General features: G+C 67.6%; 13 protein-coding genes. 7 read left to right on the forward strand and 6 right to left on the reverse strand.

The annotated features are described in order from the left end of the window. The first annotated feature begins 118 nt into the window (after positions 1 to 118). Positions 119 to 1,213, forward strand: coding sequence for an S-(hydroxymethyl)mycothiol dehydrogenase (locus OHA70_RS25040; protein WP_328321692.1), 1,095 nt, complete (start codon positions 119 to 121; stop codon positions 1,211 to 1,213). Continuing rightward, positions 1,213 to 1,818, forward strand: a complete 606-nt coding sequence (locus OHA70_RS25045; protein WP_328321694.1) for an MBL fold metallo-hydrolase — start codon at positions 1,213 to 1,215, stop codon at positions 1,816 to 1,818. Before OHA70_RS25040 ends, OHA70_RS25045 begins: the two co-directional genes overlap by 1 nt. A gap of 97 nt (positions 1,819 to 1,915) precedes the next feature. Here OHA70_RS25045 and OHA70_RS25050 read toward each other — a convergent pair whose 3' ends face one another. The 6 genes from OHA70_RS25050 to OHA70_RS25075 all read right to left on the reverse strand — a co-directional run bounded on the left by OHA70_RS25050 (position 1,916) and on the right by OHA70_RS25075 (position 6,849). Then, positions 1,916 to 2,893: an aldo/keto reductase gene (locus OHA70_RS25050; RefSeq protein WP_328321696.1), complete on the reverse strand. Its 978-nt coding sequence runs from the start codon at positions 2,891 to 2,893 to the stop codon at positions 1,916 to 1,918. A gap of 73 nt (positions 2,894 to 2,966) precedes the next feature. Continuing rightward, on the reverse strand, positions 2,967 to 3,455 hold the full coding sequence (locus OHA70_RS25055; RefSeq protein ID WP_328321698.1) for a MerR family transcriptional regulator: 489 nt from the start codon (positions 3,453 to 3,455) through the stop codon (positions 2,967 to 2,969). Between the two features lie 46 nt (positions 3,456 to 3,501). After that, complete coding sequence (locus OHA70_RS25060; protein WP_328321700.1) at positions 3,502 to 3,897, reverse strand: Fur family transcriptional regulator; 396 nt, start codon at positions 3,895 to 3,897, stop codon at positions 3,502 to 3,504. Between the two features lie 233 nt (positions 3,898 to 4,130). Then, positions 4,131 to 5,135 carry a metal ABC transporter permease gene (locus OHA70_RS25065; protein ID WP_328321702.1) on the reverse strand — a complete coding sequence of 335 codons (1,005 nt, stop codon included), beginning with the start codon at positions 5,133 to 5,135 and terminating at the stop codon, positions 4,131 to 4,133. Beyond that, positions 5,132 to 5,884 carry a metal ABC transporter ATP-binding protein gene (locus OHA70_RS25070; RefSeq protein WP_328321703.1) on the reverse strand — a complete coding sequence of 251 codons (753 nt, stop codon included), beginning with the start codon at positions 5,882 to 5,884 and terminating at the stop codon, positions 5,132 to 5,134. Before OHA70_RS25070 ends, OHA70_RS25065 begins: the two co-directional genes overlap by 4 nt. Further along, entirely contained in the window at positions 5,881 to 6,849 is a 969-nt protein-coding gene (locus OHA70_RS25075; protein WP_328321705.1) for a metal ABC transporter substrate-binding protein, read from the reverse strand. Before OHA70_RS25075 ends, OHA70_RS25070 begins: the two co-directional genes overlap by 4 nt. A 52-nt stretch (positions 6,850 to 6,901) precedes the next feature. Here OHA70_RS25075 and OHA70_RS25080 point away from each other — a divergent pair, with 52 nt between their 5' ends. The 5 genes from OHA70_RS25080 to OHA70_RS25100 all read left to right on the forward strand — a co-directional run bounded on the left by OHA70_RS25080 (position 6,902) and on the right by OHA70_RS25100 (position 11,750). After that, complete coding sequence (locus tag OHA70_RS25080; protein ID WP_328321707.1) at positions 6,902 to 8,221, forward strand: YibE/F family protein; 1,320 nt, start codon at positions 6,902 to 6,904, stop codon at positions 8,219 to 8,221. A 139-nt stretch (positions 8,222 to 8,360) separates the two neighbouring features. After that, the gene (locus OHA70_RS25085; RefSeq protein ID WP_328321709.1) at positions 8,361 to 9,482 is read left to right on the forward strand and encodes an inositol-3-phosphate synthase; all 1,122 of its coding nucleotides are present in this window, start codon (positions 8,361 to 8,363) and stop codon (positions 9,480 to 9,482) included. Next, positions 9,476 to 10,363, forward strand: a complete 888-nt coding sequence (locus OHA70_RS25090) for an SCO3242 family prenyltransferase (RefSeq protein ID WP_328321711.1) — start codon at positions 9,476 to 9,478, stop codon at positions 10,361 to 10,363. Before OHA70_RS25085 ends, OHA70_RS25090 begins: the two co-directional genes overlap by 7 nt. Then, a complete protein-coding gene (locus OHA70_RS25095) occupies positions 10,360 to 11,184 on the forward strand; it encodes a sugar phosphate isomerase/epimerase family protein (protein ID WP_328321713.1) in 825 nt (274 codons plus the stop codon). Before OHA70_RS25090 ends, OHA70_RS25095 begins: the two co-directional genes overlap by 4 nt. Next, complete coding sequence (locus tag OHA70_RS25100; protein WP_328321715.1) at positions 11,181 to 11,750, forward strand: EboA domain-containing protein; 570 nt, start codon at positions 11,181 to 11,183, stop codon at positions 11,748 to 11,750. The genes OHA70_RS25095 and OHA70_RS25100 overlap by 4 nt, the downstream gene beginning before the upstream one ends. The last annotated feature ends 4 nt before the right edge of the window (positions 11,751 to 11,754 follow it).

Consider the following 11,754-nt stretch of genomic DNA (forward strand, 5'->3'; position numbering starts at 1 on the left):
TCCCGTCCGGAGGGGGTTCCGGAGGAGCATCGGACGACGGACCGGCTGTCCCCCGACCGGTGGACAGACACTCGTAGTACGGGGTGCTTACGGCAGTTTTTCGGGTTAGCGTCTGGGCATGAGTCAGACCGTGCGTGGAGTCGTCGCCCTGAGCAAGGGCGCACCCGTAACCATCGAAGAGATCACCATTCCCGACCCCGGCCCGGGCGAGGCGGTCGTGAAGGTCCAGGCGTGCGGCGTCTGCCATACCGACCTGCACTACCGCGAGGGCGGTATCAACGACGAGTTCCCGTTCTTGCTCGGCCACGAGGCCGCCGGCATCGTCGAGTCGGTCGGCGAGGGGGTGACGGACGTCGAGCCTGGTGACTTCGTCGTCCTGAACTGGCGCGCCGTCTGCGGCAACTGTCGGGCCTGCCTGCGCGGGCGGCCGTGGTACTGCTTCAACACCCACAACGCGAAGCAGAAGATGACCCTTGCCGACGGCACCGAGCTGTCGCCCGCGCTGGGCATCGGCGCGTTCGCCGAGAAGACGCTGGTCGCGGCGGGGCAGTGCACGAAGGTCGACCCGGCGGCGAAGCCCGAGGTGGCCGGCCTGCTCGGCTGTGGCGTGATGGCCGGCCTCGGCGCTGCGGTGAACACCGGCAACGTCGGTCGTGGCGACACCGTCGCGGTGATTGGTTGTGGCGGTGTCGGTACTGCGGCAGTCGTGGGCGCCCGTCTCGCCGGGGCTGCCCGGGTGATCGCGCTCGACATCGATCAGCGCAAGCTGGACGTCGCGGCCGAGCTGGGCGCGACGCACACGATCAACTCGAAGGGGCTGGACCACGACGGTGTCGTCGAGGCGGTCCAGGAGCTGACCGGTGGGTTCGGCGCGGATGTCGTGATCGACGCGGTCGGTCGTCCGGAGACGTGGAAGCAGGCCTTCTACGCGCGCGACCTCGCCGGGACCGTGGTGCTCGTCGGCGTACCGACGCCCGAGATGACGCTCGACATGCCGCTGCTCGACTTCTTCGGCCGGGGCGGCTCGCTCAAGTCGAGCTGGTACGGCGACTGCCTGCCGTCGCGTGACTTCCCGTTGCTGATCGACCTGCATCTACAGGGGCGGTTGCCGCTGGACCGGTTCGTGTCCGAGACGATCGCGCTGGACCAGGTCGAGGCGGCCTTCGACAAGATGCACCACGGCGACGTCCTGCGATCGGTGGTGCTGTTCTGATGCCGGCCCGGATCGAGCGGGTGATCACGTCCGGCACGTTCAGCCTCGACGGCGGCACCTGGGACGTCGACAACAACGTCTGGCTGGTGGGCGACGACGAGGAAGTACTCGTCATCGACGCCGCCCACTCGGCCTCCGCAATCGTCGAGGCGGTCGGTGATCGCCGGGTGGTCGCCCTGGTCTGCACGCACGGCCACAACGACCACATCAACGCAGCGGTCGACTTCCGCGACGCCACGAAGGCGCCGATCTGGCTCAACCCGGCCGACCGCATGCTGTGGGACGCCGTCTACGACGTCTCACCCGACCACGACCTAACCGACGGCACGACCTTCGAGGTAGCCGGTACGACGTTGCGCGCGATCCAGACTCCAGGCCACAGCCCCGGAAGCACCTGCCTGTACGCCGAAGACCTCAACTCCGTCTTCACCGGCGACACCCTCTTCCACGGCGGCCCCGGCGCCACCGGCCGCTCCTACTCCGACAAACCCACCATCCTCGACTCCATCACCACCAAACTCCTGACGCTCCCGCCGGACACGGTGGTCCACACCGGCCACGGGGACACCACCACCATCGCGGCGGAGGTCGACAACATCAGCTGAAGGCGACCGCCAGCCCATCAATGGGCGCAGCTGGAGAGGCGGTACCGCGGGAGAGCTCGGTCTGGCGGCGCGATTGATGGCGTGGCGGTGCGCCTCGTTACACAGCCGGGGTGGTCCCCGCGACCCAATCCATGTCCGGGTAGCGGGTGCCCACCGGCTGGAGCTTGGAGAGGGAGGCAACGTCCTCGGGGGAGAGCTCGACCGCGAGGGCGCCTGCGTTCTCCTCCAGGTAGGTGCGGCGTTTGGTGCCTGGGATCGGGGCGATGTCGTTGCCCTGGGCAAGGAGCCAGGCGAGGGCGACCTGGCCGGGGGTTGCGTGGTTGCGAGCTGCGATGGTGCGGATCTGCTCGACCAGGGTGAGGTTGGCTTCGAGGTTCTCGGCGTCGAAGCGGGGGAGGGTCTTGCGGAAGTCGTTGTCCGCAAGATCTTCCTGGCCGACGATCCTGCCGGTCAGCATGCCGCGGCCGAGTGGGCTGTACGGTACGACGCCGATCCCGAGTTCGCGGCAGACCGCCAGCACCTCGGCCTCGATGTCACGGCTGAAGAGTGAGTACTCGCTCTGGACCGCGGCGATCGGATGCACGGCGTGCGCCCGGCGAATCGTGTCCGCGGACGGCTCGGACAGACCGAGGTGCTTCACCTTGCCCGCCTCGACCAGCTCGGCCATCGCGCCGACGGTCTCCTCGATCGGTACCGAAGGATCGGCGCGGTGTTGGTAGTACAGGTCGAGGTGGTCGACGCCAAGGCGGCTCAGCGAGGCATCGATCGCCGACCGCACGTACGTCGGTGAGCTGTCGAGCCGGATGAGCTTGTACGTCGCCGGGTCCATCACGATGCCGAACTTGCTGGCCAGCACCACCTCGTCGCGCCGGCCCGCGATGGCCTTGCCGACCAGCTCCTCATTTGAGCCGGCGGCGTACATGTCAGCGGTATCGAGGAAGTTGATGCCGAGGTCGAGCGCACGCCGGAGGGTGGCGATCGACTCGGTGTCGTCACCGGGTCCGTAGCCGAAGCTCATCCCCATGCAGCCGAGTCCGAGCCGGCTGACGTCAGGTCCATTGGTACCGAGAATCACAGTTTCTCCTCGTGGAAGGCATGGCTCCGCCCACCGACATCCACAGGAATGCAGCCAGGCGTCGAGCGAAGGGTTAGGGAGTGCAGTCGCCGCCGTACGTGGCGATCTTGTAGTCGGTGACCGCGAGGGCCGCCTGCAGTTCGCGCAGCCGGCGCTGGATCGTGGCCCGGTGCTCCAGCATCAGCGCGAGCCGCTGCGGGGCAGTCGACTCGCCCTGGTACACCAGCTCCATGTAGTGGCTGATCGTGCCGATCGACATGTCCGACAGCCGCAGCCGGGTGATGAACACGATCCGGGCGAGAGCCTGCCGGTCGTACTGCCGGTAGCCGGCCTCGTCCCGCCCGGCGGTGATGAGGCCTGCGCGTTCGTAGTACCGGAGGGTGTGGGCGGTGAGCCCGGTCGCCGCGGCGGCCTCGGCGATCGTCAGGACGTCGGGGAGTTCATCCGGGAGCTCGAGCAACTGCAGCAGCTCGGGGTCCATCGGCGACAGCTGCGGGGTCTCGTAGCGCTCCGCGAACGCGTGACGGCGGTCGGAGGAGCTGAGGACACCCGTTGTGTTCATGACTACGAACGTACGGGTTAGAGCGCGCTCTAACGCAAGCCCCGGGTCAGGCGGGTTGCTGGCAGTCGGAGCAGGTGCCGAAGATTTCGAGGGTGTGGCTGACGTCGGCGTAGCCGTGTTCGGCGGCGACCTTGTCGGCCCAGCGCTCGACGGCAGGGCCTTCCACCTCGACGGTGCGGCCGCAGTTGCGGCAGACGAGGTGATGGTGGTGACCCTTCGAGCAGCGCCGGTACGCCGTTTCGCCGTCGGCGGTGCGGAGTACGTCGACCTCACGGGAGTCGGCGAGAGCCTGCAGGGTCCGGTAGACCGTGGTCAGGCCGACGGCCTCACCAGCGCCCCGGAGTTCCTGGTGGATCTCCTGGGCCGTCCGGAAGTCGTCGAGATTGTCGAGCGCGGAAGCAACCGCCGCGCGCTGACGGGTCGAGCGTGTTCCGATGGCCACCGTTCCTCCTGTCATCCCTTGCACCGTGATTTCCGCGGTAACTCGCCAATTCTCTCAGAAGTCAACAAGTAAGTCGCCCGGGGTGAGGATCGCTCGGCGCTTGCGGCGCCCAGGCACGCACCTCGCGGCACTGGCGAAGCATCCACGATGCTCCGCATCGAGGACGCTCCTCCAGCACCGCGATGCACGCACCTGGACACCGCAATCACTCGAGCGCTCCCCACCCCGGGCGACTAGTGCTCATCCCAGTGGTCTCCGTGTGCCGCGTGGAGGTGTCCGTCGTGGACGTAGTCGACGTGATCGCCGTGTTCGATCTTGGGGTGACCGCATTTCGGGTCGTGGGCGTGCTGGTGGGCGGTGCTCACGACGTGCGGTTCCGGGACCGGGAGATCGATCTCCGGCTCCTCATCGGTGAGGGGAGCGAGGACGCCGCGGCGACGGCGTACCAGGGTGCCGGCGATCGCGGCTACGACGAAGCCGGCCAGGGCCAGGACGACGATCGTGGCGCCGGGGGCGACGTTGGCGTTGTACGACGTGATGATGCCGGCCAGACAGGCAGCGACTCCGATGGCACAGGCGGTCACGAACGTACTCCGGAACGACCGCGTGAACTGCTGAGCCGTGGCAACCGGCACCACCATCAGCGCACTGACTAGCAGCAGCCCGACAGTCCGCATGGCGACCGTGACAGTCACCGCGGCCATCACTGCGATCAGCAGGTTCAGCAACTGCACCCGGAGACCAGTGACGCGAGCGAACTCCTCGTCCTGGCACACCGCGAACAGTTGCGGGCCCAGCCCGATCGCCACGACCAGTACCGTCACAGCCAGCCCGACTACGACGTACAGGTCGGAGGGCGAGACAGTGGTGAGTGACCCGAACAAGTAGGTGTTCAGAGTCGCTGCGCCCTGCCCTGCCAGGCCTATCAGCAGTACGCCGCCCGCTATGCCGCCGTAGAAGAGCAGCGCCAGCGCCACATCCCCACTGGCCTTACCCCGCGCCCGGACGAGCTCAATAGCCGTAGCACCAGCGATAGCGACCAGTACTGCGGTGAGCACCGGCGCAGTCCCGGTCAAGAGCCCCAGCGCGACACCGGTGATCGCGATATGTCCGATCCCATCGCCCATCAACGACAGCCGCCGCTGGACCAGATACGTGCCGATCGCCGGAGCCGACAACCCAGTGAGCAGCCCGGCGATCAGCGCCCGCTGCATGAACTCGAGCTCGAACAACGTCATGACAGCCACCCCGGCTCGTCGTCGGACCCGTGCGGGTGGACGTGCGCATGCGTCTGCGAGGCGTGCGGCGGACCGTCGTACACGATCCGGCCGCGGCGCAGGACGACCGAGCGCTCGATCAGCGCGTCCATCGGGCCGAGGTCGTGGCTGACCATCACCACCGTCGTACCGCGCGACACCCGCTCGCGGATCGCGTCGGCGAAGATAGCTTGGCTCGCCAGGTCGACGCCGGCGGTGGGCTCGTCGAGGATCAGCAGGTCGGGATCCGAGACCAGTGCGCGGGCGATCAGCACCCGCTGCTGCTGGCCGCCGGAGAGTTCGGCGACGCCGTCCTTGCGCCGGTCGGCCATGTCGACGATCTCCAGCGCCTCGTCGATCGCAGCCCGGTCAGCAGCCGTCATCGGGCGGAACAGCTTCCGCTTCGAGAGCAGCCCGGACGACACAACCTCGGCCACGGTCGCCGGTACACCGCCTGCCGCGGTGATGCGTTGCGGCACGTAGCCGATCCGGTTCCAGTGACGGAAGCGCGGTACCGGCGTACCGAAGAGCTGGACCTGGCCACGAGCCGCGGGCAGCAGGCCGACGATCGTCTTGATCAGCGTGGACTTGCCTGAGCCGTTGGTGCCGAGCACGGCGACCACCTCGCCGGCCCGGATCTGCAGGTCGACGCCGCGCAATACGAGACGACCGCCCAGGTCCACCGACAAATCGGTGACCTGGACGGCCTCAGAGATTTGTGAAGATGTCACGCGCAGCTGTTCGCCTTCCGGAGCTCCTGCAGATTCTCGCGCATCAGCGAGAGATAGGTCTCCTGGGAGTTCCCGTCCGACAGGCCCTCGACCGGGCTCAGGACGGCGGTCTTGACGTGGACGTCGCGAGCGATCGACTCGGCCACCTTCGGGCTGACCAGTTCCTCGTAGAAGATCGTGGTGACCTGCTCCTTCTGCACGATCTCCTGGACCTCCTTGATCCGCGACGGGGTGGGCTCGGCGTCAGGGGTGAACCCGGCGATGCCGACCATCGTCAGACCGTACCGCTTCGCCAGGTAGGCGAACGCCTGATGGCTCGTCACGAAGGTTTTCAGTTTGCAGTCGGTCAGCCCGGTCTTGAACTCGGTGTCGAGCTTGCCCAGTTCGCCGAGCAGCGTCGCGGAGCGTTGCTTGTAGCCGTCCGCGTTGCCGGGGTCGGCCGAGACGAGCTTGTCCGTGACGGCCTGTACTACGCCCTTGTACCGGACCGGGTCGAGCCAGAAATGTGGGTCGAGGTCATCGGAGGTGTAGGCCGCGGGCTGGACGCTGTCGCTCGGAGTACCGGCTGCCTCGCCCTCGCCGTGCTCCTCGAAGTCGGCGCCGGTGGCCTCGAGCTGGGCGGCCGGCGCGATGTCGAAACCGGTGTCCTTCGCGTTCTGCGCGACCGCCTCGTCGACGGCCGGCTGCAAGTTCTTCTCGTAGACGACCAGCTTCGCCTGCGCGATACCGCCGACCTGCTTCGGGGTCAGCTCCAGGTCGTGCGGCTCGACTCCGGGCGCGGTCAGGGTGGTCACGTTCACGGCGTCGCCGCCCACCGAGCGGGCGATGAACTCCAGCGGGTAGAACGAAGCGACCACGTCCAGCTTGCCGTCGGAGCCGCCCGCGGCAGTGTTGCCGCAGCCTGCCAGAGTTACCACCGTGAGGGCGGCGAGCCCGGCGACGACAGCACGCATACTGGATCTCATGACAATCATTTTCATTTAAGTGGGGATGGTTGTCAAAACAGGGAGTGGATGAATGGCCAAGCGGACCGTAGGACGGCGGCGCGCCGACACCAAGCCGAACCGCGGGCGCCGGCTGGAAATTCCGCGCGGTCACGGCCATGGGCACGGTCACGGGCATGGCTCCGAGGTGATCGACACGTCGGTCGTCGACGCCGACGCGATCGTCGCCCGACGGGTCCGGATCGTGGTCGCGGCGGTGCTGATCCCGCTGATCGCGGCCGCCGTGATCGCCATGATCGTGCTCTGGCCGGGCGGTGACCTGAAGATCGCGGCGGCCGAGCAGACCGGCGCGAGCGGCACGGTCACCGCGCTCAAGGCCTGTCCCGAGACGCCCGCCGACTGCGACGAGGCGACGGTCAAGCTGCGCTCCGCGCCCGGCTCGGACAAGGGGCTGGAGGTGCCGGTCGAGGTCCCCAAGGGCAAGAACGCGGCCGTCCAGATCAAGGTCGGCGACCGGCTCATCCTCGGGGTCCAGAAGGGCGCCGCAATCGCGGATCGGTACCAGTACGTCGACCACGACCGGTCCATCCCGCTGGTCGCCCTCGCGGTGATCTTCGGGATCGCGGTGATCGCGTTGTCGCGCTGGCGTGGGGTCGCCGCGCTCGGTGCGCTCGGCATCACGGCACTGACGCTGACCCAGTTCATCTTGCCGGCCATCCTGAAGGGGGCGAATCCGCTGCTGGTGGCGGTGGTCGGCGGCTCGGTCATCATGGTGATAGCGCTCTATCTGACGCACGGGATCAACGCTCAGTCGTCGGTGGCGCTGGCGGGGACGATCGCCTCATTGGGGCTGACTGCGTTGCTGGGTTGGGTGTTCGTCAAGGTGAGTGCGTTCTCCGGGCTCGCCAGCGAAGGTGCGTCCGCGGTGAAGGCTTACGTGCCGGGGCTCGATCTCACCGGGTTGCTGGTCGCGGGCATTGTGATCGGCTCACTCGGCGTACTCGACGACGTGACTGTCACGCAGGCGAGCGCGGTCTGGGAGTTGTCGGCCGCCAACCCAGCGGCGAGCCGGGCGTCGCTGATCGGAGCTGGACTGCGGATCGGCCGGGCGCATGTCGCCTCCGTCGTGAACACGCTGGTGCTCGCGTACGCCGGTGCCGCGCTGCCGATCCTGATGGTCTTCGCGATCGGCGGGGTATCGACCGGGTATCTGCTCAGTACCGAGATCGTCGCGGTCGAAGTCGTCCGAGGTCTGGTCGGCAGCCTCGGCATCATCGCGGCCGTCCCGTTGACCACCGCGCTGGCCGCAATGGCTGTCGCCGATCGGTCGCGTGACCTGGTCGGCGGGCCGGAGTCCGTTGCCAGGGCAGGAGAATCTGCGGGATCCGCGTAATTTCAGACTTTGGCGGTTGCCCCAACAAAGTCCCCGGCAAGCTCTTCCCAAGCGGTCCTGAGGCGATCTAGAGTTCCGATCTGTCACGGACTGGCCGACCCAGATCACTGTCCGTGGCTGGACTCGTGAGGAGCCGCGGATGCGTCGACGCGTTGGTGTCTGGCTGTTCGGAGCAAGAGGATCGGTCGCGACCACGACCATCGCCGGGGCAGCGGCACTCCACCACGGAATCCCACCCGCCGGAGTAGTCACCGAACTCGCCGACTTCGCCGGTACGGACCTGATCCCCCTGGACGCCCTCGTCTTCGGCGGCCACGACGTAGTCGAGACTCCACTGACCAAACAGGTCGAACGCCTGATGGCCGGCGGCGTCCTCCCATCGGGCCTAGACCGCCTAATAGCCACCGAACTAGCCGAAGCAGAACGCAACATCGTGGTACTGCCGACCGGCGGTGCGCAGTCCGAGCTGGTTCATCGGATGGCTGAAGACATCCGCGCCTTCCGCCTGCGCAACGACCTCAGCCAGGTAGTCGCCATCAACGTCGCGTCGACTGAGGCGCCATACGAGGTGCCTATTTCCACCGCCGCAGAGTTGCGGGAGGCGCTGGCGCATCGGCAGGTACTGCCGGCTAGCTCAGTGGGTGCTTTGGCAGCGTTCGAGGCGGGTGCGGCGTATATCGACTTCACGCCATCGACCTCGATCCGGCCGGCCGCGGTGCGGGAGTGGGCGGTCGAGAAGGGCTTGCCGTACGGCGGGCAGGATGCAAAGACGGGGGAGACCCTGGTCAAGAGCGTGCTCGCCCCGATGTTCGCGGCCCGCGCCCTCCCCGTGCACGCCTGGTCCGGTACCAACCTCCTCGGCGGCGGTGACGGCGCGACCCTCGCCGACCCACGCGCCGCGGAGTCGAAGAGCATCTCCAAGGAACGTGGTCTCGCCGAAATGCTCGGCAACGTCGCAGGTGACGTCCACATCGACTACGTGGACGCCATGGGCGACTGGAAGACCGCTTGGGACCACGTGCTCTTCTCCGGCTTCCTCGGCGTCCGGATGACGCTGCAGTTCACCTGGCAGGGCTGCGACTCCGCCCTCGCCGCCCCGCTCGTACTAGACCTGGCGCGCCTCTCAGCCCTGGCCCTGGATCGCAACCACGTCGGCGCGATGCCCTTCCTCGGCTTCTACTTCAAAGACCCCATCGAGTCGACCGAACACTCCCTGGCCCGCCAGTACGACGAACTGCTCCGCTGGACCCGCTCATGCTGAGGCGCACCACGAAGCGCCCCCGCCTGGCCGACCTGGCCGAACTAGTACGAGCCCCAGCCGCCCTCACCGTCCCCGGCGACGTACTGGCTGGCGCAGTAGCCGCAGGCAACCTCCGCCCCACCCGCCTAGCCGGCCTGGCCGCCTCGTCGGTAGCCCTCTACTGGGCCGGTATGGCCCTCAACGACTGGTCCGACCGAGACCTAGACGCAGTGGAGCGTCCCGAACGCCCCATCCCGTCCGGCCGAGTCACACCCCGTACTGCGCTGTCCCTAGCCTCATCACTGACCGCAGCCGGCCTAGCCCTGTCGGGATTGGCTGGCGACCGCCACACCTTCCGTACGTCGGCCGCCCTCGCCGCAACCGCGTGGACCTACGACCTGAAGGCCAAGAACACTCCGCTCGGCCCAGTAGTCATGGCGGCAGCCCGCTCCCTGGACGTACTGGTAGGCGCAGGCAACAACCGCCGAGCCGCCCTCCCCGCAGCCGCCGCCATCGGCGCCCACATCCTCACCACCACCTACATCTCCCAAGGCGAAGTCCACGGCAGCACCCCCACCTCCTCCCGAGCCGCCCTAGCCACCACCACCGCAATAACCGCCGCCACCGCCCGCCCCGCCTCCACCTTGCCCGGCGCTATCGGGACCTTGCTCTCCGCGGCGTTCGCCGGACTCTTCGCTCGCTCGGTCGGGCAGGCTCAGCTAGTCGCCGCAGGCGACCCGAGCGCGGCGAACCTTCGCAAAGCCGTCGGGGCAGGGATCCACGGGCTGGTACCGCTTCAGGCCGCATGGTGCGCGCGCGGCGGCGCGCCCGCAGTAGGCGCGGGTCTGCTCGCCGCATTTCCGCTGGCCAAAGCCCTCGCCAGGAAGGTGTCGCCGACATGAGATTCGGTTACGGGACCAACGGGTTCGCCAACCACCGGTTGCCCGAAGCGCTCAAGGTGATCGCGGATCTCGGGTACGACGGGGTCGCGCTGACCCTCGACCACAACCACCTCGACCCGTTCGGCCCGGACCTTCGTCAGCGCACCGCCGAGGTTGGCAAACTACTTGCTGCCAGCAACCTTGCAGTGGTGATCGAGACCGGCGGCCGCTACGTGCTCGACCCGTATCGCAAGCACGAACCCACCCTCCTCCACACCCACGGCTCCGAGTGGCGGATCGCGCTGCTCGAACGCGCCATCGAGGTCGCCGCAGACCTAGGCGCCGAAGCAGTCTCCTTCTGGTCCGGAACCCTCCCGCCGGACGTGACACCCGAGCTCGGCTGGCAACGACTCATCGGCAGCTGCAACCAACTCGTCGCCTACGCCGCCGACCGAGGCGTCCAGCTAGCCCTCGAACCAGAACCCGGCATGCTCATCGACGACCTGTCCGGCTACCTCAAACTCCAGGCCGAGATAGGCAGCGAGACTCTAGGCCTAACGCTCGACATCGGCCACCTGGTCTGCAACGAGCCCCAATCCCCACCAGCCTGCATCACCGCCGCCGCCCAATACCTCGTCAACCTCCAGATCGACGACATGCGCCGAGGCGTCCACGAACACCTCGAGTTCGGCACCGGCGAGGTCGACTTCCCACCAGTCCTCCAAGCCCTCAAAGACATCCAGTACCAAGGCCTAGTAGCAGTAGAACTCCCACGCCACTCCCACGCCGCCCCCACCATCGCGCGCGACTCCCTCGAATTCCTCCGCAAGGCATCGGTATGACGCCCGCGATGGTTCTGGAGGAGCTGCTCCCGACAGCGGCTCGTGCCTGGCTGATCGAGGCCCGGCAACAACCTCTCTCTGTCGCCTTCCCCGCAGCAGCCCGCAAGGTCGGCCGTGACCGCTTGAGCCCGAGCTGGACCACCGACCAAGCAACCCGCGCGCTCCTTCTCGTCAAAGCGTCAGCAGCAGACGTACTAGACGTCTATCGGTACGGCGACGCCGTCGAGAAGTTGGCCGTACTGCATGCACTCTCGCTGGCCGACGTCGCGGACGCTCTTGAAGACCATGCTGTTCCGATCATCGAGGATGCGTTGCGGACGAACGACAAGCGGCTGGTTGCTGCCGCGCTCGGGCCGTACGCAACGCAGCACCTACCCCAACACGCCTTCCGGCATGCAGTGCTGAAGTGCGTGTTCGCCGACATCCCGCTGGCCGTGGTCGACGGCCTGCCGAAGCGGGTGGATCCGGAGCTGATCCGGATGATGACCGATTTCGCCGCCGAACGGAGCGCAGCCGGCCGGGCCATCCCAGCCGACTTGGAGGCGTACCTCAACAGCCCGCCCTAAGAGG

Source organism: Kribbella sp. NBC_00382, assembly GCF_036067295.1.
Taxonomy (GTDB): domain Bacteria; phylum Actinomycetota; class Actinomycetes; order Propionibacteriales; family Kribbellaceae; genus Kribbella.

Excerpts from the sequence above, each read along its gene's own strand:
- OHA70_RS25040 (WP_328321692.1), top strand. The coding sequence starts at position 119 with ATGAGTCAGACCGTGCGTGGAGTCGTCGCCCTGAGCAAGGGCGCACCC.
- OHA70_RS25045 (WP_328321694.1), top strand. The coding sequence starts at position 1,213 with ATGCCGGCCCGGATCGAGCGGGTGATCACGTCCGGCACGTTCAGCCTC.
- OHA70_RS25055 (WP_328321698.1), bottom strand. The coding sequence starts at position 3,455 with ATGAACACAACGGGTGTCCTCAGCTCCTCCGACCGCCGTCACGCGTTC.
- OHA70_RS25065 (WP_328321702.1), bottom strand. The coding sequence starts at position 5,135 with ATGACGTTGTTCGAGCTCGAGTTCATGCAGCGGGCGCTGATCGCCGGG.
- OHA70_RS25075 (WP_328321705.1), bottom strand. The coding sequence starts at position 6,849 with ATGAGATCCAGTATGCGTGCTGTCGTCGCCGGGCTCGCCGCCCTCACG.
- OHA70_RS25080 (WP_328321707.1), top strand. The coding sequence starts at position 6,902 with ATGGCCAAGCGGACCGTAGGACGGCGGCGCGCCGACACCAAGCCGAAC.
- OHA70_RS25085 (WP_328321709.1), top strand. The coding sequence starts at position 8,361 with ATGCGTCGACGCGTTGGTGTCTGGCTGTTCGGAGCAAGAGGATCGGTC.
- OHA70_RS25090 (WP_328321711.1), top strand. The coding sequence starts at position 9,476 with ATGCTGAGGCGCACCACGAAGCGCCCCCGCCTGGCCGACCTGGCCGAA.
- OHA70_RS25095 (WP_328321713.1), top strand. The coding sequence starts at position 10,360 with ATGAGATTCGGTTACGGGACCAACGGGTTCGCCAACCACCGGTTGCCC.
- OHA70_RS25100 (WP_328321715.1), top strand. The coding sequence starts at position 11,181 with ATGACGCCCGCGATGGTTCTGGAGGAGCTGCTCCCGACAGCGGCTCGT.